This is a genomic window from Sphingomonas caeni (assembly GCF_026013415.1).
Lineage (GTDB): Bacteria > Pseudomonadota > Alphaproteobacteria > Sphingomonadales > Sphingomonadaceae > Sphingomonas > Sphingomonas caeni.
In genome coordinates this window covers 600,296-623,420 of record NZ_JAPDOK010000001.1, presented here as the reverse complement: position 1 = coordinate 623,420, position 23,125 = coordinate 600,296, and the positions used below count along the sequence as shown (strand labels likewise).

General features: G+C 66.9%; 24 protein-coding genes. 14 read left to right on the top strand and 10 right to left on the bottom strand.

Going from position 1 to position 23,125, the window contains the following annotated elements:
- Nucleotides 1–20 precede the first annotated feature (20 nt).
- Nucleotides 21–2,597, bottom strand: coding sequence for an ATP-dependent chaperone ClpB (clpB, locus tag OF829_RS03370; RefSeq protein ID WP_264938534.1), 2,577 nt, complete (start codon nucleotides 2,595–2,597; stop codon nucleotides 21–23).
- A gap of 151 nt (nucleotides 2,598–2,748) precedes the next feature.
- On the opposite strand from clpB, the gene OF829_RS03365 reads away from it, so the two are divergent.
- Nucleotides 2,749–2,970: an ExbD/TolR family protein gene (locus OF829_RS03365; RefSeq protein WP_264938807.1), complete on the top strand. Its 222-nt coding sequence runs from the start codon at nucleotides 2,749–2,751 to the stop codon at nucleotides 2,968–2,970.
- Nucleotides 2,967–5,099, top strand: coding sequence for a penicillin acylase family protein (locus tag OF829_RS03360; protein WP_264938533.1), 2,133 nt, complete (start codon nucleotides 2,967–2,969; stop codon nucleotides 5,097–5,099). The genes OF829_RS03365 and OF829_RS03360 overlap by 4 nt, the downstream gene beginning before the upstream one ends.
- 153 nt (nucleotides 5,100–5,252) lie before the next feature.
- Here the strand turns inward: OF829_RS03360 and OF829_RS03355 are convergent, their stop codons facing one another.
- On the bottom strand, nucleotides 5,253–6,893 hold the full coding sequence (locus tag OF829_RS03355) for a M20/M25/M40 family metallo-hydrolase (protein WP_264938532.1): 1,641 nt from the start codon (nucleotides 6,891–6,893) through the stop codon (nucleotides 5,253–5,255).
- A gap of 156 nt (nucleotides 6,894–7,049) precedes the next feature.
- Between OF829_RS03355 and OF829_RS03350 the strand changes: the two genes are divergently transcribed.
- The gene (locus OF829_RS03350) at nucleotides 7,050–9,881 is read left to right on the top strand and encodes a M16 family metallopeptidase (RefSeq protein ID WP_264938531.1); all 2,832 of its coding nucleotides are present in this window, start codon (nucleotides 7,050–7,052) and stop codon (nucleotides 9,879–9,881) included.
- Between the two features lie 18 nt (nucleotides 9,882–9,899).
- A complete protein-coding gene (locus OF829_RS03345) occupies nucleotides 9,900–10,202 on the top strand; it encodes a hypothetical protein (protein ID WP_264938530.1) in 303 nt (100 codons plus the stop codon).
- 190 nt (nucleotides 10,203–10,392) lie between these two features.
- Here the strand turns inward: OF829_RS03345 and OF829_RS03340 are convergent, their stop codons facing one another.
- Both OF829_RS03340 and purE read right to left on the bottom strand, forming a co-directional pair.
- The gene (locus OF829_RS03340) at nucleotides 10,393–11,460 is read right to left on the bottom strand and encodes a 5-(carboxyamino)imidazole ribonucleotide synthase (RefSeq protein ID WP_264938529.1); all 1,068 of its coding nucleotides are present in this window, start codon (nucleotides 11,458–11,460) and stop codon (nucleotides 10,393–10,395) included.
- Nucleotides 11,457–11,942: a 5-(carboxyamino)imidazole ribonucleotide mutase gene (purE, locus tag OF829_RS03335; protein ID WP_264938528.1), complete on the bottom strand. Its 486-nt coding sequence runs from the start codon at nucleotides 11,940–11,942 to the stop codon at nucleotides 11,457–11,459. Before purE ends, OF829_RS03340 begins: the two co-directional genes overlap by 4 nt.
- A 112-nt stretch (nucleotides 11,943–12,054) precedes the next feature.
- Here purE and OF829_RS03330 point away from each other — a divergent pair, with 112 nt between their 5' ends.
- The gene (locus OF829_RS03330) at nucleotides 12,055–12,546 is read left to right on the top strand and encodes a hypothetical protein (RefSeq protein WP_264938527.1); all 492 of its coding nucleotides are present in this window, start codon (nucleotides 12,055–12,057) and stop codon (nucleotides 12,544–12,546) included.
- 260 nt (nucleotides 12,547–12,806) lie between these two features.
- On the opposite strand, the gene gpmA is transcribed toward OF829_RS03330, so the two are convergent.
- The 5 genes from gpmA to OF829_RS03305 all read right to left on the bottom strand — a co-directional run bounded on the left by gpmA (nucleotide 12,807) and on the right by OF829_RS03305 (nucleotide 16,355).
- Nucleotides 12,807–13,493 (bottom strand): 2,3-diphosphoglycerate-dependent phosphoglycerate mutase, encoded by a 687-nt coding sequence (gpmA, locus tag OF829_RS03325; protein WP_264938526.1) that lies wholly within the window; start codon nucleotides 13,491–13,493, stop codon nucleotides 12,807–12,809.
- Between the two features lie 39 nt (nucleotides 13,494–13,532).
- Nucleotides 13,533–13,988 (bottom strand): GNAT family N-acetyltransferase, encoded by a 456-nt coding sequence (locus OF829_RS03320; RefSeq protein ID WP_264938525.1) that lies wholly within the window; start codon nucleotides 13,986–13,988, stop codon nucleotides 13,533–13,535.
- A gap of 145 nt (nucleotides 13,989–14,133) precedes the next feature.
- The gene (locus OF829_RS03315; protein WP_264938524.1) at nucleotides 14,134–14,592 is read right to left on the bottom strand and encodes a GNAT family N-acetyltransferase; all 459 of its coding nucleotides are present in this window, start codon (nucleotides 14,590–14,592) and stop codon (nucleotides 14,134–14,136) included.
- Between the two features lie 54 nt (nucleotides 14,593–14,646).
- Nucleotides 14,647–15,765, bottom strand: coding sequence for a M14 family metallopeptidase (locus tag OF829_RS03310; RefSeq protein WP_264938523.1), 1,119 nt, complete (start codon nucleotides 15,763–15,765; stop codon nucleotides 14,647–14,649).
- Entirely contained in the window at nucleotides 15,762–16,355 is a 594-nt protein-coding gene (locus OF829_RS03305) for a hypothetical protein (RefSeq protein ID WP_264938522.1), read from the bottom strand. Before OF829_RS03305 ends, OF829_RS03310 begins: the two co-directional genes overlap by 4 nt.
- A 157-nt stretch (nucleotides 16,356–16,512) precedes the next feature.
- Between OF829_RS03305 and ykgO the strand changes: the two genes are divergently transcribed.
- Genes ykgO through OF829_RS03285 form a run of 4 tightly spaced genes read left to right on the top strand, consistent with a single transcriptional unit; the run spans nucleotide 16,513 to nucleotide 18,005 of the window.
- The gene (gene ykgO, locus OF829_RS03300; RefSeq protein ID WP_264938521.1) at nucleotides 16,513–16,638 is read left to right on the top strand and encodes a type B 50S ribosomal protein L36; all 126 of its coding nucleotides are present in this window, start codon (nucleotides 16,513–16,515) and stop codon (nucleotides 16,636–16,638) included.
- Nucleotides 16,639–16,645: 7 nt separating this feature from the next.
- Complete coding sequence (locus OF829_RS03295) at nucleotides 16,646–17,260, top strand: HAD family hydrolase (protein WP_264938520.1); 615 nt, start codon at nucleotides 16,646–16,648, stop codon at nucleotides 17,258–17,260.
- A gap of 47 nt (nucleotides 17,261–17,307) precedes the next feature.
- On the top strand, nucleotides 17,308–17,613 hold the full coding sequence (locus OF829_RS03290; RefSeq protein WP_264938519.1) for a type II toxin-antitoxin system Phd/YefM family antitoxin: 306 nt from the start codon (nucleotides 17,308–17,310) through the stop codon (nucleotides 17,611–17,613).
- Complete coding sequence (locus OF829_RS03285; protein WP_264938518.1) at nucleotides 17,610–18,005, top strand: type II toxin-antitoxin system VapC family toxin; 396 nt, start codon at nucleotides 17,610–17,612, stop codon at nucleotides 18,003–18,005. The genes OF829_RS03290 and OF829_RS03285 overlap by 4 nt, the downstream gene beginning before the upstream one ends.
- Here the strand turns inward: OF829_RS03285 and pyk are convergent, their stop codons facing one another.
- Nucleotides 18,006–19,487 (bottom strand): pyruvate kinase, encoded by a 1,482-nt coding sequence (gene pyk / locus OF829_RS03280; RefSeq protein ID WP_264938517.1) that lies wholly within the window; start codon nucleotides 19,485–19,487, stop codon nucleotides 18,006–18,008.
- A gap of 74 nt (nucleotides 19,488–19,561) precedes the next feature.
- Between pyk and OF829_RS03275 the strand changes: the two genes are divergently transcribed.
- From OF829_RS03275 to ruvC, 5 genes are all read left to right on the top strand, one after another.
- Nucleotides 19,562–19,939, top strand: coding sequence for a DUF1244 domain-containing protein (locus OF829_RS03275; RefSeq protein WP_264938516.1), 378 nt, complete (start codon nucleotides 19,562–19,564; stop codon nucleotides 19,937–19,939).
- Nucleotides 19,940–19,963: 24 nt separating this feature from the next.
- Nucleotides 19,964–21,298 (top strand): metal-dependent hydrolase family protein, encoded by a 1,335-nt coding sequence (locus OF829_RS03270; protein ID WP_264938515.1) that lies wholly within the window; start codon nucleotides 19,964–19,966, stop codon nucleotides 21,296–21,298.
- Between the two features lie 78 nt (nucleotides 21,299–21,376).
- On the top strand, nucleotides 21,377–21,616 hold the full coding sequence (locus OF829_RS03265; protein WP_264938514.1) for a DUF2312 domain-containing protein: 240 nt from the start codon (nucleotides 21,377–21,379) through the stop codon (nucleotides 21,614–21,616).
- Nucleotides 21,617–21,647: 31 nt separating this feature from the next.
- Nucleotides 21,648–22,391, top strand: a complete 744-nt coding sequence (locus OF829_RS03260; protein WP_264938513.1) for a YebC/PmpR family DNA-binding transcriptional regulator — start codon at nucleotides 21,648–21,650, stop codon at nucleotides 22,389–22,391.
- A gap of 151 nt (nucleotides 22,392–22,542) precedes the next feature.
- Nucleotides 22,543–23,028, top strand: a complete 486-nt coding sequence (ruvC, locus tag OF829_RS03255; RefSeq protein ID WP_264938512.1) for a crossover junction endodeoxyribonuclease RuvC — start codon at nucleotides 22,543–22,545, stop codon at nucleotides 23,026–23,028.
- Nucleotides 23,029–23,125 lie beyond the last annotated feature (97 nt).

The following is a 23,125-nucleotide window of genomic DNA, read 5'->3' as shown; positions in this document are numbered from 1 at the left end:
TCCTGGAGCAGAAGCAAGGGTCAGGCGACGCTGAGCTTCAGCTCGCCATCGCCTTCATCAACCGTCACTGTCGATCCGTCCTTCACCTCGCCGCGCAGGATGCGGTCGGCGAGCTTGTCCTGAAGGTAGCGCTGCACGGCCCGTTTCAGGGGCCTCGCGCCATAGACCGGATCGTAACCCACCCGGCCGAGCCAGGCGCGCGCGGCGTCGGTCAGCTCGATGCGGATCTTGCGGTCCGCCAGCAGCTTGCCGAGCCTGGCGATCTGGATGTCGACGATCGGTGCCATATGCTCGGCGGCGAGGCGGTGGAACAGGATGATCTCGTCGAGCCGGTTGAGGAATTCCGGGCGGAAATGCGCGCGCACGACCTCCATTACCTGCGGCTCGACGCTCTCGACCGATTGGCCTTCGCCCAGATTGGTGAGGAACTGGCTGCCCAGGTTCGAGGTCAGGATCACGATCGTGTTCGAAAAGTCCACGGTGCGGCCCTGCCCGTCGGTCAGCCGCCCGTCGTCGAGCACCTGGAGCAGCACGTTGAACACGTCGCCATGCGCCTTCTCGACCTCGTCGAACAGCACGACCTGATAGGGGCGGCGGCGGACGGCCTCGGTCAGCACCCCGCCTTCCTCATATCCGACATAGCCCGGAGGCGCGCCGATCAGCCGGGCGACGCTGTGCTTCTCCATGAACTCGCTCATGTCGATGCGGACCATCGCGCTGGGATCGTCGAACAGGAATTCGGCGAGCGCCTTGGTCAGCTCGGTCTTGCCGACGCCGGTGGGGCCGAGGAAGAGGAACGAGCCGAGCGGGCGGTTCGGGTCCTGCAGACCCGCGCGCGAACGGCGGACCGCGGTCGATACGGCCTTCACCGCATCGGCCTGGCCGATCACGCGGCGGCCCAGCTCCTCCTCCATGTGGAGCAGCTTCTCGCGCTCGCCCTCCATCATCTTGTCCATCGGGATGCCGGTCCAGCGGCTGACCACGCCGCCGATATCCTCGGCGGTGACTTCCTCGCGCAGCATCGCGTTGCTCGTGTGCTGCTGTGCATCCGCGAGCTGCTTCTCGAGCGCGGGGATGGTGCCATATTGCAGCTCGCCCGCCTTGCCGAGATCGCCCGATCGTTGCGCCTGTTCGAGCTGGAGCTTCGCCGCGTCGAGCTGCTCCTTGAGCCTGGACTCGCCCGCGATCTTGTCCTTCTCGCCCTGCCAGCGCGTGGTCAGCTCGGCCGATTGCTGCTCGAGATTGGCGAGTTCGGTTTCGAGAGTCGCGAGGCGGTCCTTCGACGCATCGTCCTTCTCCTTGCGCAGCGCCTCGCGCTCGATCTTGAGCTGGATGATGCGGCGGTCGAGAGTCTCGATCTCCTCGGGCTTGGACTCGACCTCCATGCGGATGCGGCTTGCCGCCTCGTCCATCAGGTCGATCGCCTTGTCGGGCAGGAAACGGTCGGTGATGTAGCGGTTCGAGAGCGTCGCGGCGGCGACGATCGCGCCGTCGGTGATCCGCACGCCATGGTGCAGCTCGTACTTCTCCTTGAGCCCGCGCAGGATCGAGATCGTGTCCTCGACCGTGGGCTCGCCGACGAAGACGGGCTGGAAGCGGCGCTGGAGCGCGGCGTCCTTCTCGACATATTTGCGATACTCGTCGAGCGTGGTCGCGCCGATGCAATGCAGCTCGCCGCGCGCGAGCGCGGGCTTGAGCAGGTTGCCCGCGTCCATCGCCCCTTCGGTCTTCCCCGCGCCGATCAGCTGGTGCATCTCGTCGATGAACAGGATGATGTCGCCCTCGCCGGCCTTGACCTCGTCGAGCACCCCCTTGAGCCGCTCCTCGAATTCGCCGCGATATTTGGCGCCCGCGATCAGGCTGCCCAGATCGAGCGCCATCAGCGTGCGATCCTTGATCCCGTCGGGCACGTCGCCATTGACGATGCGCAGCGCGAGGCCCTCGGCGATCGCGGTCTTGCCGACGCCGGGCTCGCCGATCAGCACCGGGTTATTCTTGGTCCGGCGCGCGAGGATCTGGATGGTGCGGCGAATCTCCTCGTCGCGGCCGATCACCGGATCGAGCTTGCCCGCGCGGGCATCGGCGGTGAGGTCGCGCGCGAACTTCTTGAGCGCGTCGTAGCGGTCCTCGGCGGAGGCGGTATCGGCCGGGCGGCCCCCGCCGATCTTGTTGATCGCCTCGTTGAGCGGCTGCGACTTGACGCCCGCAGCGGCGAGCGCCTTGCCCGCGGCGCCGTTCGACAGGGCAAGCGCCTGGAGCAGCCGCTGGACGGTGACGTAGCTGTCGCCCGCTTTGGTGGCGAGCTGCTCGGCGGAATCGAGCACGCGGACCGAATCATTGTCGAGACCCGGCTGCTGCTGCGCGCCGCCGCCGGAGACGGCGGGGATCTTCGCCAGCGCAGCGTCGGTCTCGGCGAGTGCGGTCTTTGCATCGCCGCCCGCGGCCTGGATCAGCCCGGCGGCCATGCCCTGATCGTCCTCGAGCAGCGCCTTGAGCAGATGCTCGGGCGAAATCCGCTGATGGCTCATCCGGATCGCGACGGTCAGCGCCGATTGGAGGAAGCCCTTGGCGCGGTCGGTAAATTTGTCGAGATTCATGGCGGTCCCTGTTACGCTTGCGGCCAAGAGATGGTGTTGCACAATGGCAACACAAGGGGGATGCGGAATGTTCCTAATATCTGCGGCGCTATCGCTGGCGATGCAAACCTCTGAGGCGAAGCCAGTATCGCTAACGACCGAACCAGGCTGCGTGGTTCGGTTCGAAGGGCGTGTGGTGACGCTTGCTCAGCTCCGCCCCCTGCTCGTGCAGGTCGGCCGCGAGGGGCGCGAGCTTTATTTCCAGCCGCATCCCGACACCAGCTATCAATGCGTCGATCGGGTGCTGCGGGTTGTAAAACGGAGCGGCGTTGGCAAGCTCGGCTTCATCGGCAACGAGCAATATAGCGCGGATGCGCCGGAGAAACCGCGGTGAAATGGCTCCGCCGCATCGGCCTGACGCTGGTCGCGCTGCTCTTCCTCGTAGGGCTCGGCCTCGCCACATGGGAGCCGCTGCTTGCCACGCGCATGGCCCCGCCGCCCGAGCACAAATACGATGTCGAGATCGTCCGCGACGAGTTCGGGGTGCCGCATATCTTCGGCGCGACCGATCCCGATGTCGCCTACGGCATCGCCTACGCCCATGCCGAGGACGATTTCGCGACGCTGCAGGAAGTGCTCGCGATGACGCGCGGACGGCTCGGCGCGATGAACGGGGCGGACGGCGCCAAGACCGATTTCGTGGTGGCCTTGCTCGGCGCGCGAGACACGGTGAAGCGCGACTATATGAAGCAGCCGGCGGACGTGCGCGCGCTGCTCGACGGCTATGCGGCGGGGCTCAACCGCTATGCCGAGAAGCATCCGGGCGAGATCCGCCTCGCCAAACTGTTTCCGGTCAATGGTGAGGATGTCGCGACGGGATTCGTGGTGCGCTCGCCCTTCTTCTTCGGGCTCGACGCGGTGCTCGGGTCGCTCGCGGGGGACAAGCCGCTGCCGGTCGAGAGCGCGGGGCCTGCGCCCGATGCGCCCAATGTCACGCCGATCGGGCCCAACGGGACCGACAATGGCTCGAACGCCTTCCTCGTCGCGCCGAAGCGCTCGGCGGACGGGACGACGCGGATGGTCTCGAACTCGCACCAGCCCTGGCGCGGGGGCGCCGCCTGGTACGAGCTGGTGGTGGAGTCGAAGACGGGCTGGCATTTCGCGGGTGCGACCTTCCCCGGCGCGCCCTATCCGCTGATGGGGCACAACGAGCATCTCGGCTGGACCAATACGGTCAACCGGCCCGATCTGATCGACGTCTACAAGCTCGTGCTCAATCCGGCGGGCGACCAGTATCGCTATGACGGGGCGTGGCGGCCGCTCGAAAAACATACGGTCTGGTTGCCGGTAAAGCTGTGGGGGCCGTTCGTGCTTCCGGTGCCCAAGACCGTCTATCGCGCGGTGCAGGGACCGGTGGTCGAGAATGCCGGCGGTGCCTGGGCGCTCCGCTACGCCGGGGCGGACCAGCTGAAAATGGTCGAGCAATATTACCGGATCAACCGCGCGCGGAATTTCGCCGAGTGGCAGCAGGCGATGGCGATCCAGGGGGTGCCGGGGACCAATTTCCTCTATGCCGATGCCGAGGGCGACATCGCCTATTTCTACAACGCGGCCTTCCCGAACCGGCAGCCGGGATTCGACTATTCGAAGGTGCTGCCCGGCGACACCTCGAAGGCCTATTTGCCGGGGACGGTGCCGTGGACGATGATCCCGCGGAATATCAACCCGGGTTCGGGCTTCCTGATCAACGCCAACAACTCGCCCTATCAGGCGGCGGGCGAGGGGTTCGAAATCCCGCCACAGCCGCCGCTGCTGGGGGTCGAGACCGACACCACCAACCGCGGCAGCCGCGCGCTCGAGCTGATGGGGGCGGACGGGTCGATTTCCTATGCCGATCTGATCGCGATCAAGTTCGACAGCGGCGTCGCGCGGACCGGCTATCTCGGGCGCTGGTATGCCGAGCTGCTGACAGTCGATCCCAAGGGCGATCCCTTGCTCCAAAAGGCGCACGACCTGCTGGCGCGGTGGGACTGGAACTATGACGGCAAGGGCCCCGCCGACAGTCTCGCCTTCTCGATCCTGCGCGTCCCCAATCGCTGGCATTACGACCGCAAGCCCAAACCCGATCCGCGCACCGTGCTGGCCGAGGCGGCGAGCTATCTGGAGAAGCATTTCGGGCGGCTCGACGTGCCGCTGGGCGATTTCATCCGGCTGCGGCAGGGGAATGTCGACCTGCCGATGGACGGCGGCCCCGACGCGCTGCGCGCCGCGACCAGCTATGACGAGGCACCCGACGGGCGCTTGCTGATCAAGCATGGCGACAGTTTCATCATGGTGGTGACCTGGGACCGTTCGGGGCGGGTCAATTCGGAATCGGTCCAGCCCTTCGGGGCGGCGGTCACGCGGCCGGGGTCGAAACACTATACCGATCAGGCGGCGATGTTCGTCGGGCACCGGTTCAAGCCGGTGCGGTTCTTCCCCGCCCAGCTGAAGGGGCATGTTGAGCGGCGGTATCGGCCCTAAACTCCCTCTCCCCTTTGGGGGAGAGGGCTGGGGAGAGGGTTAGGTCGGGAAGGCGCGAAGGGTAGAGCGACCTCGCCACCTTCCCGACCTAACCCTCACCCTTCCCACGCCTTCGGCGCGGGCCCCTTTCCTCTCCCCCAAGTGGAGAGGGAGTTACGGCTTCGCCGCCGGCCGCGGCGCCCGCGGCTGCCCCGGCGCGAAGCGGTCGCCGAAGCTGTTTCCCTCATACCAGCGCGGCGCTTCGGGCCCGTCGGCGATCTCGCGGGCGATCAGATAATTGATCTGCGCGAACTTGGCCCCCGCCGCCCAGTCGAAGGGCAGGTCGGTCTGGTCCGAAACCTTGTGATAATTGTGCGCGAGGAAATCGCGGAACGCCTTTTCGCCGCCATTGGCGAAGCCGGTGACGAGGAACACCGAGGGCACGCCCGCCTTGACGAAGCTGTAATGGTCCGATCGGACGAAGAGCTGTTCCTCGGGCATCGGATCGGGCGAGAGCGTCACCCCGATCCGCGCCGCCGCGCGCTCGACGATGGGGCCCAGCGTCGAATGTTCGGCGCCGAACGCGACCACGTCCTTGAAGTCGTAGAGCAGGATCGGCATGTCGAGATTGACGTCGGCGATGACCTTTCCGCCCGGCCCCACCACCGGATATTTGGCGAGATATTGCGAGCCGATCAGCCCGTCCTCCTCGGCGGTGAGCGCGACGAACAGGATCGAGCGCTTGGGCGGCTTCCTGCTTTCCGCGAACGCGCGCGCAGCCTCGAGCATCGTCGCGACGCCCGCGGCATTGTCCATCGCGCCGTTATAGATCTTGTCCTCGCCCGGCAGGGTCGAGTCGATCCCTTCATGATCGAGATGTGCCGAGAGCACGACATATTCGCTCTTCAGCCTGGGATCGGATCCGGGGAGGATGCCGATCACATTGGGGCTGTTGACGATCGTGACCTTGCTGGTGCGCGAGAGGCTGATCGGCTGCTTGAGCGGAAAGCCCGTCACCTTGCCGTCGGCCGCGGCCGCGGCTTCGAAGACCTGGTCGGCGCTCATCGCGGCGCCCTCGAACATCGCGCGCGCGGTGCCCGCATTGGCATAGGCGCCGATCGCCACGCCCGGATCCACTCCCTGCGGGAAGCCATTGGGCCCGAGCCAGGTCGATTGTGCCCCCAGGAAATAGCCGCGCGCCGAATTCCACGAGACGCGCTTCTCGTCCTGCGGGGTGAGGACGTAGATCAGGCCGGCAGCGCCGTGCCTGCCCGCGATCGGACCCTTTTCGGTCTGGGCGGCGGCCCGCGCCGCCTCGGTGCTCAGCCCCTTGGGGACGCCGAACAGCACGACGACGAGTTTCCCCTTCACATCGAGCCCGGCATAGTCGCTTTCGAGCCCGTACCCCGCGAACACCGCGGGCGCGCTCACCGTCTGGGTGGTGTTGCCATTTCGCGGCGAGGGGGCGATCAGCACGTCGGTGCCGTTGGCGAAGTTCCTGCCGCCGACGCTCAGCGTCGCGGGCTTGGCCGGATCGAGCGCATAATCGGCGAGCGGCACCATCTGGTACCAGCTGCCGTCGGGCCCACCGGGCTTGAGCCCCATCGACTCGAAGCGGGTGGCGACATAGCGCGCCGCGACCTCATGCCCGCGCGTGCCGGCGTTGCGGCCCTCCAGCTCGTTGCTCGCGAGGAAATCGACATGCGCCTTGACCGCGAGCGGGCTGAACACCGGCTCGTCGGGAGCGACCTGGGCATGGGCGGCCAGTGGAGCGAGGGCGAACGAAAGAGCAGCGAAAAACAACGAGATGCGCATCGATGGACCCCCGGGAGGAACGCGAGAACCGGGCGAGGCTAGAGCAAAAGCCCAAGGCCGGGAAGGCGACATGTTCCGGCAACACAGTTTCGATTGCGGACCCCCGGCGCGGCGCTATTCTCCGTCCCAATCACAGCCTTTCCGGGATTCCCTCGCATGAAATCCTTCCTGACCTTCTGCGGCGCAGTCGCCTGCGCGCTCGCCGTCGCCTCCACGCCGATCCAGGCCCAGACCGCGCGCCCCGCCGCCAAGCCGGTGCCGGTCTCGGTGCTCGCGAAGGCGATCGACATCCCGTATCAGCAATTCACGCTGCCCAACGGCCTGCGCGTGATCGTCCATACCGACCGCAAGGCGCCGATCGTCGCGGTTTCGGTGTGGTACGATGTCGGCTCCAAGCATGAGCCCGCCGGCAAGACCGGCTTCGCGCATCTGTTCGAGCATCTGATGTTCAACGGCTCGGAGAATGCACCCGACGATTTCTTCGAGCCGCTGCGCCAGGTCGGCGCGACCGATTTCAACGGCACCACCGATTTCGACCGCACCAATTATTTCGAGACGGTGCCCACCCCCGCGCTCGACCGCGCGCTGTTCCTCGAAAGCGACCGGATGGGCTGGCTCACCGGCGCGATCACCCAGAGCGTGCTCGACGAGCAGCGCGGCGTCGTCCAGAACGAGAAGCGCCAGGGCGACAACAACCCCTATGGCCTCGTCTATTACAGCCTGCTCAAGGGCATCTTCCCCGAGGGTACGCCGTACAGCCATTCGCCGATCGGCTCGATGTCCGATCTCGACGCCGCCAGCCTCGACGATGTGAAGAACTGGTTCCGCTCGCATTACGGGCCGAACAATGCGGTGCTGGTGCTCGCGGGCGATATCGATGCCGCCACCGCGCGCAAGCTGGTCGAGAAATATTTCGGCGCGATCCCGCGCGGGCCCGAAAGCGTGCTGCCCAGCGTCACCGTCACCCCGCTTGCGGCGCCCAGGTCCGAGACGATGAAGGACCGCGTCGCCAATACCCGCATCTATCGCGCCTGGCCGGTGCCGAGCCTCAACGATCCCGACGCGGTGCCGCTCAACGTGTTCGCGGGCGTTCTCGGCGGGCTTTCGAGCTCGCGGCTCGACAATGCGCTGGTCCGCAAGGAGAAGCTGGCGGTCGAGGTCAGCGCGGGCAACCAGGCGCTGTCGCAGGCGGGCATCTTCAGCATCGTGGTCGATGTGAAGGCGGGGGTCGATCCCGCGCTGGTGATCAGGCGGCTCGACGAGATCGTCGCCGATCTGCTCGCCAAGGGGCCGACCGCGGACGAAGTGAAGCGCGTCGCGACCAACAGCATTTCGGGCCGCATCGCCGGGCTGGAATCGGTCGGCGGGTTCGGCGGCAAGGCCGTCGCGCTCGCCTCGGGCGCGCTCTATTCGAACGATCCGGGCTTCTACAAGAAGGTGCTGGCCCGGCTCGCGACGGTCACCCCGGCGCAGGTCCAGGCCGCGGGCAAGCGCTGGCTGACCAAGCCCAGCTACACGCTCACCGTCGAGCCCGGCGCGCGCGAGGCCTATACCGAGGCCGCGCCGGTCGCGAAGGCGGCGGTGGACAACACGCCGGCCGTGAAGGGCACGCGCGGGCCGCTTCCGGGGGTCGGCACGATCGGCGATCTCGATTTTCCGGACATCACCCGGACCCGGCTGAGCAACGGCGTCGAGGTCATCTATGCGCAACGCACCGCGGTGCCGATCACACAGGTGGTGATCAGCTTCGACGCGGGCGTGGTGGCCGATCCCGACGACAAGCTCGGGCTCCAGTCGCTCGCCTTGTCGGTGATGGACGAGGGCACGACCAGCCTCGATTCGATCGGCATCGCCGAGGCGAAGGAGCGGCTGGGCGCGCGGATCAGCACCGATAATTCGGCTGACCGAACCTATGTCAGCCTGTTCACGCCGAGCCCCAATCTGGCGGGCTCGCTCGATCTGTTCGCCGATGTCGTCCAGCATCCGGCCTTCGCCCCGGCGGAGATCGAGCGGGTGCGCGGGCAGCTGCTGGCGGGGATCCAGCAGGAGCTGACCCGGCCGCAGGGGCTTGCCGGGCGCCAGCTGCCCAAGCTGATCTACGGCAATTCGCCCTATGCCAAGCTGGCGGCGGGCAGCGGCGATCCGGCGGCGGTGGCGAAGCTGACGCGCGAGGATCTGGTCGGCTTCCACCAGGCATGGATCCGGCCCGACAAGGCCAAGATCTTCGTGATCAGCGATCGCCCGCTGAGCGAGGTCCAGCCCGCGCTCGAGGCGCGCTTCGGCAAGTGGCAGGGGACCGGCGCGCCGGGCACCAAGGCGTTCGAAACCGCGCCGGTGCAGGTGAGCCCGCGGATCATCCTGATCGATCGGCCCGATTCGCCCCAGTCGCTGATCATGGGGGCGCAGCTGACCTCGCTGACCCCGACCGGGGACCTGCTCGACGTGATCACCTCGAACGAGGTGCTCGGCTCGGGCTTCCTCTCGCGGATCAACATGAACCTGCGCGAGGGCAAGCATTGGTCCTATGGCTCGCGCGGCGGCTTCAACTGGTACGAGCATGCCGTGCCCTATGTCATCTCGGCGCCGGTCCAGGCCGACAAGACCGGGGCCTCGATCGTCGAACTCAGGATGGAGGTGACCAATTTCCTGACGACCAAGGGCATCACCCAGGCCGAGTTCGAACGCACGATCAACGGCGACACGCGCCAGCTGGCCGGATCGTTCGAAACCTCGGACGCGGTGCTGGGCGCGATGCAGGCCAACGACATCCGCCACCGGCCGGACAATTATTATGAAACGCTCGCCGGCCGCTATCGCGCGATGAATCCGGGCCAGCTTGACGCTGCGGCACGCGGGACTTTGGACCCGAACCGGTTCGTCTGGGTGGTCGTGGGCGACGCGGCGAAGGTCAAGCCGCAGCTTGACAGCCTCGGCCTGCCTGTGGAGGTCATCCCGGCAACGGCTTTGGCCCCCGCCAAGCCTCACTGATTCGGAGAGGGAATGATCATGGCCAATGTTGACGGCACCTGGGACACGCTGGTGAAATCGCCGATGGGCGACCAGAAGGCGACGCTGACCATCGCCAGCTCGGGCGACAGCTTCACCGGCACCTATTCGGGCGCGATGGGCACGACCGAGGTGAAGGACGGCAAGGTCGATGGCGACAAGCTGACCTGGAAGCTCGACATCACCGTGCCGATGCCGATGACGCTGGACGGCGAAGCGACGGTGGACGGCGACACGATCACCGGCACCGTGACCGCGGGCGCCTTCGGCGCGTTTCCGCTGACGGGGACGCGGGTGGGCTGAGGGTTACCCGCTCGGGGTTCGAAAAGGGGCTCGCCTTCGTAAGGAGGCGGGCCCATTTTCTTTTCGTCATGCTGAACTTGTTTCAGCATCCACGGTGCAGCAAGCGGCGGTATCGCGATTGGAGAAATGGATCCTGAAACAAGTTCAGGATGACGGCAGACTGGGAGAATCGGGGTAACCTGGTCTGGACCTACCGCCCCACCCGCGTCACATGCCCCATCTTGCGCCCCGGGCGAGCCTCGTGCTTGCCATAGAGATGCAGATGCGCGCCGGGTTCGGCGAGGAGTTCCTCCCAACGCGCGGCGTCCTCGCCGATGAGGTTCTCCATCTCGGCACAGCTTCCCGCCAGCGCGGTCGAGCCCAGGGGCAGGCCGCAGATCGCGCGGATATGGTTTTCGAACTGCGAGGTCTCGGACCCCTCGATCGTCCAATGGCCGCTATTGTGGACGCGCGGGGCCATCTCGTTGAACACGGGGCCGTCCGCCGTCGCGAAGAATTCGAGCGCGAGGACGCCGACATGGCCCAGCGCCCCGGCGACCTTCCCGGCGAGCGCGGTCGCCTCGTCCGCCTGCGCCGCGATCTCGGGCGGCGCGGGGACGCTCGAACGATGCAGGATGCCGCCGCGATGCTCGTTCCATGGCGCCGGATAGACCGCAGCCGCGCCATCTTCGCGGCGGGCGATCAGGATCGAGAATTCGTGGCTGAAGGTGACGAAGCCTTCCGCGATCGAGGGCTGGCTGGCGACCGCCTCCCACGCCGCCTCCGCCTCGCCCGGCGTCATGATCCGCGCCTGGCCCTTGCCGTCATAGCCCATGCGCAGCGTCTTGAGGATCGCGGGCACCCCCGTTTCGGCAAGCGCCGCTGGCAGGTCCGCGCCCGTCTCGACCAGCGCGAACGGCGCGGTGCGCCCGCCCAGACCGCGGACGAACGCCTTTTCGGCACTGCGCACCTGCGCGATTTCGAGCGACTTGATCCCCGGCCGCACCGGCACCGTGTCGGCGATCAGCCGCAGCGGCTCGAGCGGGACATTCTCGAACTCATAGGTCACCACGTCGCACGCCGCGGCGAAGGCCATCAGCGCGGGGACGTCGTCATAGTCCGCCTGGGTGAAGGCCGAGGCGACATCGTTGGCGGGCCCGCTTTCGGGGGCGAAGACATGGATGCGATAGCCGAGCTGCGCCGCCGCCATGCCGAGCATCCGCCCGAGCTGGCCCCCGCCCATGATGCCGATCGTCGCGCCCGGGGGAATCACCTTCATTGAGGGTCTGTGGCGACGCCGTCGGTCTGCCGCGCGCGCCACGCCTGGAGCCGTTCGGAGAGCGCAGCATCGCTGCCCGCGAGGATCGCCGCGGCGAGCAGCCCGGCATTGGCCGCGCCCGCCGGCCCGATCGCCAGCGTCCCCACCGGGATCCCCGCGGGCATCTGCACGATCGAGAGCAGGCTATCCATCCCCTTGAGCGCCTTGGACTCCACCGGCACGCCGAGCACCGGCAGATGCGTCATCGATGCCGCCATCCCCGGCAGATGCGCCGCCCCGCCCGCGCCCGCGATGATCACCTTGATCCCGCGCCCGGCGGCGCCCTTGGCATAGTCGAACAGCCGCTGCGGGGTGCGGTGCGCCGAGACCACCTTGGTCTCGTGCGGCACGCCCAGCTCGGCCAGGCGATCGGCGGCATGGCGCATCGTCTCCCAATCGGAAGTGCTGCCCATGATGATGCCGACCAGCGGCGCTTCGGCCATTTCGCTGCTCCCCGCGAGACGAGGCTGCTGCCTAGCGGGGGAGGGCGCTCAGGGCAACGCCGGTTGAACTATCGCGCGGGCAACGCCACCTTGCGCGAAAGGGAGTGGAGCGATGCGCAAGCTGCTGATCGGGATCGCGCTTTTCTTCGTGCTCGGGGGTGTGGCGCTCGCCTGGCCCTATCGCAGCGAGCGCGTTATCGGCGTGATCGAGAACGACCGCACCGGATGCGTGATCAACGTCCAGAATTCGACGGGCTGGAAATCCGATGGCGCGCCCTCCGCACTCAATGTCGAGCGGCTGGAAGAACCCGTTGAGGCCGGCGTCGCAATCTATGAGTGCGGGGGCGTCATCGGCCAGCGGCCCGCGGCGATGACGCTGATCGACCCAGGCACCGGCTATCGCGCCGAGGGCTGCGCATCGAGCAGCGATCCGCATTGGTGCTATGCCCGCTTGCCCGCACCGCTCCCCGCTTCGGGCGCGCCGCTGCGGTACCGGGTGCTGATCCAGGTCCGTCCGGGCGAGCCGGTGCAGGCGGTGGAGATCAAGGTCACCCGCGAAGTGACGTGGCGCAGCGCAAGCCTGGACGCGCTGATGTCGGTCTAGGGTCCGCGCCCTTGCAATGTTGGATTTCGCCTGCTTGAATCGCGCTGCCGGTCAGTCCGTCCGCTCTTTGAATCCGTCGATCTTCACGAAGCGAACGAAGCGCACAGCCTCGGGAATCGCGCCGCGAAAAATATGCGTATTGGGCTGACTTTCGCCTAACTTTCCGTTTCGCAATATCCGCGAGCGAAAGGGCCCGACCAGTGTCAACTTCGTGTCAACTTTCACATCCCGGGACGGTTGCCGGCCCGGGGCGTTGGACCCTAGCGTTCGCTCAGATAATAGCGGTCGGTCGCGTTTAGCCCGGCATCGAGTTCATACACGATCGGCTGCCCGGTCGGGATCTCCAGGCTCGCAATTTCCGCATCCGAAATCCCCGACAGATGTTTCACGAGCGCGCGCAGCGAATTGCCGTGCGCGGAGATCAGCACGCGCTTGCCCGCCTTGAGCTCGGGGGCGATCCGTTCGTCCCAATAGGGCAGCACGCGCGCGATCGTGTCCTTCAGGCTCTCGGTCTGGGGGATCGGCACGCCGTGATAGCGCGGATCCTTGGCGAGGTCCCAGGGCGAACCCTCTTCGGGCAGCGGCGGGGGAATATCGAAGCTACGGCGCCAGATCTTGACCTGGTCCTCGCCGTGCAGCGCCGCGGTCTCGGCCTTGTCGAGCCCGGTGAGGCCGCCATAGTGCCGCTCGTTGAGCTTCCAGCTCTTCTCGGTCGGCAGCCACAGCCGGCCCATCGCCTCGAGCGCGAGGTTGAGCGTCTTGATCGCACGGCTCTGAAAGCTGGTGAAGGTCAGGTCGAAATCGAGCCCCTTCGCCTTGAGCAGCTCGCCCGCCGCCCAGGCCTCCTTCACCCCCTGCTCGGTCAGGTCGACGTCCCACCAGCCGGTGAAGCGGTTCTCGAGGTTCCAGGCCGACTGGCCGTGGCGGATCAGGACGAGGCTGGGCATGGGAACTCCTTGGCGCGCGCGGTGCGGGGTCCCGCTACCCTAGATTGGCCGCGACATGAAGCGGCTGAGCGGATCTTCGCGATAGTCGCCGAACGCGCCGCAATAGGTGAAGCCGAGCTGGCGGTAGAGCGCCTGCGCGGCATCGAATTCGGGGGTCGCGCCGGTTTCGAGGCTCAGCCGGCGATAGCCGCGCGCGCGGGCGATGCTCAGCATATGCGTCATCAGCGCAACGCCCGCGCCGCGGCGGAGCTGGTCGGGCGCGGTGCGCATCGACTTGATCTCGCCATGCGCCGGATCGAGCTCTCGGATCGCGCTGCAGCCGAGCAGCTCGCCGTCGCGCCACGCGCTCCAGAAGGTCACGTCCTTCTGCCTGAGCCCGATCGCGTCGAGCACATGCGCGCCGCCCGGTGTCGGCTTGGCGCGCACCTCCTCCAGATGCATCCGCAGCAGATCGCGCACCGCAGGCTCGTCGAGCCCTCCTTCCCGAATTTCCATCAGAATGTGCGGCGCGTGGCGCGTGAGAAGGTGATGATGGTCAAGCGGCCCCCCGGCATGAATGCGCTATCCTAGAATTCGGGATTCGCGCTTGTCGACTGCACTCGCGAAAAATTGCTGCAGTGCGGCAAAAACGTCACGCCCTTTAGAGGGCCCGCGTCATGAAGCGGCTGAACGGATCGCCCTCGGGATAATCGCCGAACGCCCCGCATTCCGAAAAGCCGAACTTGCGATAGAGCGCGTGCGCTGCGTCGAACGCCTCGCCCGATCCGGTCTCGAGGCTCAGCCGGTGATATCCGCGCTCGCGGGCGGTCGCCATGATCTTCTGGAGCAGATGGGCGCCGACGCCCTTGCCGAGATGCTCGGGTCTGGTCCGCATCGACTTGATCTCGCCATGCCCGGCATCGAGCTGCTTGAGCGCGCCGATCCCGAGCAGCTCGCCGCCTTCCCAGGCCGACCAGAAGGTGACGTCGGGCCGCTTGAGCCCGGACAGATCGAGGAAATGGCAGCTGTCGGGCGGCGAATTGGCCAGCATTCCCGCGGCATGCAGGCGGAGCAGGTCGATCACTTGCGGGTCATCGAGCCCGCCTTCGCGAATGTCCATGACGTTAACGTAACGATCTTTGGATGATGAGCAAGTCGGCGTAAGCGGTTGATCTCAAATCTCGTCGATCATCCCCGCCAGCGTCTCGAGGCAGGCCCGTGCCAGCACCTTGCAGCGCTCGGGGCTCCACGCGAATTCCGCGTCGGCATTGGCCTCGTGATCCTTGAACGGCATCTCGAGCGTCATCGACACCGCGCCGAAACGCTCGGCCAGCTGGTTGGTCGACATCGACAGGTTCGCCTGGCCGGGCGCGGACTTCTCATAGCCCAGATCGAGCTGGAATTCGGGCGTCGCCGCCGCCAGCCGCCGCGCGAAGTCGTAGAATTTCTCGCCGAGTGCGTCGGTCCAGCTCGGGATGCCCTCGAACCCGGCGAGGAAATTGGCCGGGATCGCCTCGTCGCCATGGACGTCCATCGCGAAATCGACTCCGGTCTCGTCCATCGCCGCGCGGACGAGGAAGACCTCGGGGCTCTTCTCCATGCTCGGCGCATGCCATTCGCGGTTGAGATTGATCCCCGCCGCATTGGTGCGCAGATGCCCGCGGCGCGAGCCGTCCGGGTTCATGTTGGGGACGATGTGGAAGGTCGCCTTTTCGCGGAGCAGCCGCGCGGTGGCGTTGCCCGCATCGGTCAGCATCTCCAGCGCGCCCTCGGCCCACCATTCGGCCATCGATTCGCCGGGATGCTGGCGGGCATAGAGCCACACGGTCCTGGGCCCGGTGCCGAGCGTCAGGCAATCGAGCGGCTGGCCGTCGAGCGTGGCCCCGAGCTGGCGCAGCGTCACACCCGGCTGGAGCGCGATGCGGCTCACCAGATCATGGTGCCGCTCCATCGAATAGGGGGCGAAATAGGCGAACCAGACCAGGTCGGTGTCGATCGCCTTGGTGAAGCTCAGCACGCCGTCTTCATAGGACGAATCGGTCGTCCGCCACGCCTCGCGGTCGGTGCTCCAGCGCGCCTTGTAGCCCGGCCAGCCGAACGCATAGGCCGCGCCGCCGGCGTTCAGGATGCGGAAGGTGAGCGTCCGCCCCTTCGCGCCCGAAACGCGGAAGTGGAACCATTGGTAGAAGTCCGACAGGTGATCCTTGGCGATCTCGAGGTCGATGCGGTCGCCCTCTTGTTTGATCACGCGGATATTGCCGCTGTCGAAGCCGGAATTGATCTGGATGCTCATTTGACCCTGATAGTAATGCCGCTTTCGCCGGGAAAGCCCTTGAACAATGCTTTTGCGAGCCGCGCGGCGGTATCCGAGGGCTGGACGCCCGCTTCCTCGGTGATCGCATGGCCTTCCCAGACGACGGTGTCGTCGCTGCGGCGCTTGATCTGGACGGTCAGCTCGGTCGAGACGAGCTGGAGCGTGCGGCTGCCGATCCCCACCCCCACATCGCCGCCGACCCCGACGCCCACGCCGCCGCGCCGTCCGCCGCTATAGCTGCCGCCGCCGATCCCGATCGTCACCGGGGGCGGGGTGCGGACGGTGCCGTGCGAGACATGCTTGTACGAGACGCCGGCGATGAAGGCGGAGGTCTCGCCCCCGCCGGGCCTGAAGCCCAGCCTGGTCAGCTCCCCCGAGACCGCGCCGACATAGAGCTGGTCCTCGGGGCTGACCCCGGCGAAGCTGTTGAGCGGCTCCACCGCGATCGAATCGCCCGCGATCGGCGTGCCGAGATGGAAGCGGGTGACGTCGATCGGCCCCGGGCGCACGCTGCTCGTGCAGCCCGGGAGCAACGCGGCGGCAAGAAGGATGGCGAGGCTGGCTTTCATCGGGGCGTCTCCTGTCCTGCGAACGATCGTTCCACGGCTGAAACACGAGTCCATCCGAGTCGGTTCCGTAACGTCCTTGCTGCCTTGACTTGGGCGTACATGGCCCTTAGGGGCACCCCCTCTTTTCCAGCACCAATATTCGAGAAGCGAATCGGTCATGAAGATCGTGAATTCACTCAAGTCGCTCAAGGACCGGCATCGCGACAACCGCGTGATCCGCCGCCGCGGGCGCATCTATGTCATCAACAAGGTCAATCGCCGCTTCAAGGCCCGCCAGGGCTGAAGACCGCGTGACCCGGCCCCGTGCCGTCATCTTCGATGTCGGCGGGGTGCTGTTCCAGTGGAGCCCCCGGTTCCTCTACGAGCGCCTGATCGAGGACGGTCGGGCGCTCGACGCGTTTCTGGCAACCGTGCTGACGCGCGAATGGCATTTCCAGCATGATTGCGGGCGGCCCTTCGCCGAGACCTCGGCCGAGCTGATCGCGCAATTTCCCGAGCATGCGGACCTGATCTCGGTCTGGCAGGAGCGTTTCAACGAAACGATTCCGGGGCCGGTGCCGGGAACGGTCGAGATCCTGGAAGAACTCGATGCGGCGGGCGTGCCGCTTTTCTGCATCACCAATTTCTCGGGCGAGTTCTGGGGTCCGTTCCGCGACCGCGAGGCGGCGGTCTTCGACCGCTTTCGGGATATCATCGTTTCGGGCACCGAGAGATTGATCAAGCCCGACCCCGCCATCTATGCGCTCGCGCTCGAGCGATTCGGGCTGGCCCCGGGCGAGGCGGTGTTCATCGACGATGTCCCCGCCAATGCCGAGGCGGCAACGCGGGCGGGGATCCGGGGCATCCACTTCACCGGTGCCGAGGCGCTCCGGGCGGAGTTGGCGGGGCTGGGGCTCCTTGACTGATCGAGGCCCGTTGTGTACACGGTGTACACGATTTGGAGCCCCATTCCATGAAAATGTCCGTCCGCGAAGCCCGCGCGAATTTCGCCGCAGCGATCGATGCGGCCGAACGTGGCGAGCATGTCACCATCACCAAGAACGGCAAGGCCGTCGCTGAAATTGGGCCACCACGCGAGCCAGCCGTTCCCGAGGAAGGATTCTGGGAGCGCAACGCACGCATTCGCAAGGAGATGGGGCTCGACAAGCCACTCAGTCGTCCGCTCGACGACAAATGGCTCGAGGAGTTCAACGATCCGGCATGGACGCGCGAAATCTTCGGTCCCGAATATTTCGACGATGAGCCCGCCAACGAGTGAGGCTGCTGCTCGACACGCACGTCCTGATCTGGATGAGCCGCGCTCCGGATGAGTTGAGCAGCGAGGCAACCGAGCTGATTGCCCGACGGAGCACCCGTGCATTCGTGTCCTCGATCAATTTCTGGGAGCTGCGGATCAAGTGGAACCGGACCAGGCCTGAAGCGCGCGATGAGCTGCTGGAGCCAATGGCCGCCATTGCCTTTGCCGAGCAGCAGGGACTGGAACTCGCCACGCTCGCGCCAGCCGATTGCGCAACCTCGCTGGCGGTGAGGCCCCGCCACCGCGATCCTTTCGACGAACAACTGCTGATTCACGCGCAGCGGCTGGGCGCGAAGCTCCTAACGCGCGACCGCCAACTCATCGGCCACCCGCTGGCGCTCGGGCTGGCCTGATCACTCCTTCTCGGGCGTATCGCTCTTCCCGCTATACGTCTTGAGCTCGTCGCCCAGGATGCGGACCACATGGAGCACATTGGTCGATCCCGGCGTCCCGAACGGCACGCCCGCGCAGACGATCACCCGGTCCCCGGCGCCCGCGATATGATGGCGCAGCGTCATGCGCTTGGCCTTCGCCACCATCTCCTCAAACGAGCCGACATCGCGGGTATGGACCGCGTGGACGCCCCAGAGCAGGCCCAGACGCCGCGCGGTCTCGAGCTTGGGCGTGAGTACCAGGATCGGCACGGCGGGACGCTCGCGGGCGATGCGGCGCGCGGTCGATCCCGAGGAGGTGAAGCAGACGATCGCCGAGGCCGAGACGGTCGCGGCGATATTCTTCGCGGCTTCGGAAAGCGCGTCGGCGGTGGTCGGATCGGGGCGGGTGATGGTGAAATGGACGCGGTCGCCATGCGTCGGGTCGCGCTCGACCGCGTCGGCGATCGAATTCATCATCGCGACCGATTCGACCGGCCATTTGCCCGCCGCGCTCTCGGCCGAGAGCATGATCGCATCGGCGCCATCGTAAACCGCGGTCGCGACGTCGGAGACTTCGGCGCGGGTGGGCGAGGGGCTCTCGATCATCGATTCGAGCATCTGCGTCGCGACGATCACCGGGCGGCCGAGGCGGCGCGCGCTCTCGACGATCCTTTTCTGCATCGGCGGCACCGATTGCGGCGGCAGCTCGACGCCCAGATCGCCGCGCGCGACCATCACGCCGTCGCACTGCTCGAGCAGCTCGTCGAGGCGGGCGATGGCGGAGGGCTTCTCGATCTTGGCGAGCAGCGCCGCCTTGCCGCCGATCAGCCGGCGCGCCTCCATCAGATCCTCGGGCCGCTGGACGAAGCTCAGCGCGATCCAGTCGGCGCCCATCTCGCAGGCAAAGGCGAGGTCGCTGCGGTCTTTCTCGGTCAGCGCGGCGAGCGGCAGCACCATGTCGGGGACGTTGAGCCCCTTCGAATTCGACAGTGCGCCGCCGACCTCGACCAGCGTCTTCATCCAGTCGGGCCCGTGGCTCAGCACGCGCAGCACCAGCTTGCCGTCGTCGAGCAGCAGCCGGGCGCCATCCTCGGCCGCCTCGAAAATCTCCCGGTGCGGCAGCTCGACGCGCGTCGCGTCGCCCGGGGCCGGATCGCGGTCGAGGATGAACTCCTGGCCGGTGACAAGCATCACCTTGCCTTCGGCGAACTTGCCGACGCGCAGCTTGGGTCCCTGAAGATCGGCGAGGATCGTCGTCGGCCGCCCGAGCTTCTTCTCGAGGCCGCGGATCGCCTCGAACACCGGGCGCTTCGATTCCTGGTCGCCATGGCTCATATTGATGCGGAAAGCGTCGGCGCCCGCATCGAACAGCCGCTCGATCATCTCGGCGGTGTTGCTCGCCGGTCCCAGCGTGGCGAGCACGCGCACCTTGCGGGATCTCGGACTGATGGCCTTTGTCATCGTTGTCATATCCCTCGAACTGTACGCCGTTGCCCTTAGCCACTAATGCTGCGGGATCAACCGTGGAGGCATAGGTGAAAACGCTTGAGACGCTCGATGATGCCATCGCGGCAGAGGCTTTCCGCCGGCTGGTGCGTCATTTGCAGCACCGGACCGACGTTCAGAACATCGATTTGATGGGGTATGCCGGCTTCTGCCGCAACTGCCTGGGAGAATGGATCGCCGATGCTAGCGAAGGCACGCCGCAGCAGATGGATTGGGGCGAGGGCAGGGACATCGTCTGCGGAATGCCCTATGCCGAGTGGAAGGCCAAATACGCGCCTCCGGCAACTCCGGAACAGGCTGCGCGGATGAAGGAAAGCGTCGCGAAGAACGAGGCCGCGCTCGACGAGGCACTGGACGAAAGCTTCCCGGCGAGCGATCCACCGGCGATGACCGAGCCGGGGCGCTAGAGTCGGGCGAACAGGGGGAAGAGAATGCTGAGGACTCTGATCGCAGCCGTCGCGCTGCTGTTCGCCGTACCCGCACTCGCGCAGGTCGCACCCCCCAAGCCCCAGGTCACCTATATCCAGGCCGGCACCCTGCTCGATCGGCCGGGCGAGAAGCCCCGCGGCCCCAGCACGATCATCGTCCGCGACGGAAAGATCGCCGAGGTCCGCGACGGCTTCGTCGAACCCGAAGCGGGTGCCCGCCTGATCGACCTGCGCACCGCCTTCGTCCTTCCCGGGCTGATCGACATGCATGTCCACCTCTTCAACGAGGGCGATCCGATGAAGGCGCGGCTCGAGGCGCTCAGCCGCGACGATGGCGACGAGATGATCATCGGCGAGGAAAGCGCGCGGCTCGATCTCGAGGCGGGGTTCACCACCGTGCGCGACCTCGGCAGCGATCCGCGCCAGATCCGCGCGCTTCGCGACGGCATCGAGCGCGGCGCGGTCGCCGGTCCCACCGTCGTCAATGCCGGGCAGATGATCTCGGTCTCGGGCGGGCATGGCGACGGCACCAACGGCGTCGCCGCGCCCTATGCCGAGGCCATCGCCGAGCGCCAGATCAACACCTGCAACGGCGCCGACGATTGCCGCCGTGCGGTCCGCAAGCAGATCGGGCTGGGCGCGCAGGTGATCAAGTTCGCCGCGACCGGGGGCGTGCTCTCGAACGTCGCCGGGGGGCTGGGCATGCAGATGACCCCCGACGAGATGCGCGCGATCGTCGAGACCGCGCACAGCTTCGGCCGCAAGGTCGCGGTCCATGCCCATGCCGCCGAGGGCGTCCGCAATGCGGTGCTCGCCGGGGCCGACACGATCGAGCACGGCACCTTCCTCGACGACGAGACGATCGCGCTGATGAAGCAGCGCGGCACGTGGCTGGTCCCGACCATGCTCGCCCCCCAGACCGCGCTCGCCAATGCCCGCGCCGGCCGCACCCCGCCCGCGACCCTCCCCAAGGCCGAGGCCGCCGCCGCGGCGGCGATCGACAGCCACCGCCGCGCGATCCGCGCGGGGGTGCGCATCGCCTTCGGCACCGATACCGGCGTGTCGCGCCACGGTGAGAATGCACGCGAGTTCGCGCTGATGGTGAATGCCGGCATGACCCCGATGGCGGCGATCAGGGCTGCGACGATCGACGCAGCCGACGCGCTCGACCGCAAGGGCCAGATCGGCTCGATCGAGCCCGGCAAATGGGCGGACATCATCGCGGTGACGGGCGATCCGCTGAGCGACGTCACCCGGCTCGAGCATGTCGATTTCGTGATGCGGCGCGGCGTTGTCCACAAGCTTGGCGGGCTGCGCCAGCCTTTCCCGCCCCAATGACCCTGATGCGAGGTTGAGCCCTTGCCGGGGATCGCCTAGACGCGCGGCTCAATCCCGAATCCGAAGGCAAGACACATTATGAGCGACAGCATCTCGGCCGAACAATTGCGGCTCTTCATCGAGCGCATCGAGCGGCTGGAGGAAGAGAAGAAGGGCATCGCCGACGACATCAAGGACGTCTATGCCGAGGCGAAATCGACCGGCTTCGACACCAAGACGATGCGCGCGATCGTCAAGCTCAGGAAGATGGAGAAGCATCACCGCGACGAGGCGGAGGCGCTGCTCGACACCTACAAGGCGGCGCTCGGGCTGGCCTAAGCCCCGCGCCCTATCGATCTAAGGTTGGACCATGGCAGGCCATTCCAAATTCAAGAACATCATGCACCGCAAGGGCGCGCAGGATAAGAAGCGCTCGGGCATGTTCTCCAAGCTCAGCCGCGAAATCACCGTCGCGGCCAAGATGGGGCTCCCCGATCCGGACATGAACCCGCGGCTGCGCGCGGCGGTCAACGCCGCCAAGGCGCAGTCGATGCCCAAGGACAATATCCAGCGCTCGATCGACAAGGCGAGCCGGGGCGATGCCGAGAATTACGAGGAGATCCGCTATGAGGGCTTCGGCCCGGGCGGCGTCTCGCTGATCATCGAGGCGCTGACCGACAACCGCAACCGCACCGCCACCAACGTGCGCACCGCGGTCGCCAAGAATGGCGGCAATCTGGGCGCGAGCGGATCGGTGAGCCACGGCTTCGACCGGATGGGGCTGATCGCCTATCCGGCGGGCGCGGGCGATGCGGACAAGGTGTTCGAAGCCGCGCTGGAAGCCGGCGCCGAGGATGTGAGCTCGTCCGAGGACGGCCATGAGATCTGGACCGCGCAGGGCGATCTCCACGAAGTCGCCAAGGCGCTCGAGCCGGTGCTCGGCGCGGCCGAGAGCGCCAAGCTCGCCTGGCGCCCGCAGACGATGGTCAATGTCGACGAAGCCGACGCCGCGACCTTGCTCAAGCTGCTCGACGTGCTCGACGACGATGACGACGTCCAGACCGTATGGGGCAATTACGAGATCGCCGACGACGTGATGGAGAGGCTGGGTTGATCCAATTCCTCCCCGGAACGGGGAGGGGGACCAGCCGCAGGCTGGTGGAGGGGGCCCACCTTTCCACCCGCGCATCGTTTGCGGAGGGCGGGGCCCACTCCACCACCGCTTCGCGGCGGTCCCCCTCTCCGTTCCGGGGAGGAATTTGAGCGTGATCATCCTCGGCCTCGATCCGGGCCTCGGGACCACCGGCTGGGGCCTGATCCGCGCCGAGGGCAACCGCCTGAGCCACATCGCCAATGGCCGGCTCGTCACCGACACCAGGGCCCCGCTCCCCCGCCGCCTCGCGCATCTCGATGCGATGCTGACCGCGCTGATCGCCGACCACGCGCCCCAGGGCGCCGCGTGCGAGGAGGTGTTCGTCAACGCCAATGCCCAGTCCACCCTCAAGCTGGGTCAGGCCCGGGGCGTCGTCCTCTGCGCGGCGGCGCGAGCGGGACTGGAGGTGGGGGAATACGCCCCGACGCTCGTCAAGAAGGCGGTGGTCGGGACCGGGGCTGCGGAAAAGGCCCAGGTCCATGCGATGGTCGCCCGCCTGCTCCCCGGCGTGAAGATCGACGGCGCCGACGCCGCCGACGCGCTCGCGGTCGCGATCTGTCACGCGCATCATCTGGCGACGGCGCGACGCACGGGCTGAAATCGCTTTCCTACGCGCGGCCGTTCCGCTTATGTACCGGTCATGCGCGCATCCAGCTCTTTCTCCCCGATCTTTGCCACGCCCAACCGCGTTTTTC

Coding starts and splice junctions, on each gene's coding strand:
- clpB (WP_264938534.1), bottom strand. CDS start 2,597: ATGAATCTCGACAAATTTACCGACCGCGCCAAGGGCTTCCTCCAATCG.
- OF829_RS03305 (WP_264938522.1), bottom strand. CDS start 16,355: ATGAAAGCCAGCCTCGCCATCCTTCTTGCCGCCGCGTTGCTCCCGGGC.
- OF829_RS03330 (WP_264938527.1), top strand. CDS start 12,055: ATGCGCAAGCTGCTGATCGGGATCGCGCTTTTCTTCGTGCTCGGGGGT.
- OF829_RS03260 (WP_264938513.1), top strand. CDS start 21,648: ATGGCAGGCCATTCCAAATTCAAGAACATCATGCACCGCAAGGGCGCG.
- OF829_RS03340 (WP_264938529.1), bottom strand. CDS start 11,460: ATGAAGGTGATTCCCCCGGGCGCGACGATCGGCATCATGGGCGGGGGC.
- purE (WP_264938528.1), bottom strand. CDS start 11,942: ATGGCCGAAGCGCCGCTGGTCGGCATCATCATGGGCAGCACTTCCGAT.
- OF829_RS03310 (WP_264938523.1), bottom strand. CDS start 15,765: ATGAGCATCCAGATCAATTCCGGCTTCGACAGCGGCAATATCCGCGTG.
- OF829_RS03350 (WP_264938531.1), top strand. CDS start 7,050: ATGAAATCCTTCCTGACCTTCTGCGGCGCAGTCGCCTGCGCGCTCGCC.
- OF829_RS03320 (WP_264938525.1), bottom strand. CDS start 13,988: ATGGAAATTCGGGAAGGAGGGCTCGACGAGCCTGCGGTGCGCGATCTG.
- OF829_RS03345 (WP_264938530.1), top strand. CDS start 9,900: ATGGCCAATGTTGACGGCACCTGGGACACGCTGGTGAAATCGCCGATG.
- pyk (WP_264938517.1), bottom strand. CDS start 19,487: ATGACAAAGGCCATCAGTCCGAGATCCCGCAAGGTGCGCGTGCTCGCC.
- OF829_RS03355 (WP_264938532.1), bottom strand. CDS start 6,893: ATGCGCATCTCGTTGTTTTTCGCTGCTCTTTCGTTCGCCCTCGCTCCA.
- OF829_RS03265 (WP_264938514.1), top strand. CDS start 21,377: ATGAGCGACAGCATCTCGGCCGAACAATTGCGGCTCTTCATCGAGCGC.
- OF829_RS03270 (WP_264938515.1), top strand. CDS start 19,964: ATGCTGAGGACTCTGATCGCAGCCGTCGCGCTGCTGTTCGCCGTACCC.
- ykgO (WP_264938521.1), top strand. CDS start 16,513: ATGAAGATCGTGAATTCACTCAAGTCGCTCAAGGACCGGCATCGCGAC.
- OF829_RS03315 (WP_264938524.1), bottom strand. CDS start 14,592: ATGGACATTCGCGAAGGCGGGCTCGATGACCCGCAAGTGATCGACCTG.
- OF829_RS03290 (WP_264938519.1), top strand. CDS start 17,308: ATGAAAATGTCCGTCCGCGAAGCCCGCGCGAATTTCGCCGCAGCGATC.
- gpmA (WP_264938526.1), bottom strand. CDS start 13,493: ATGCCCAGCCTCGTCCTGATCCGCCACGGCCAGTCGGCCTGGAACCTC.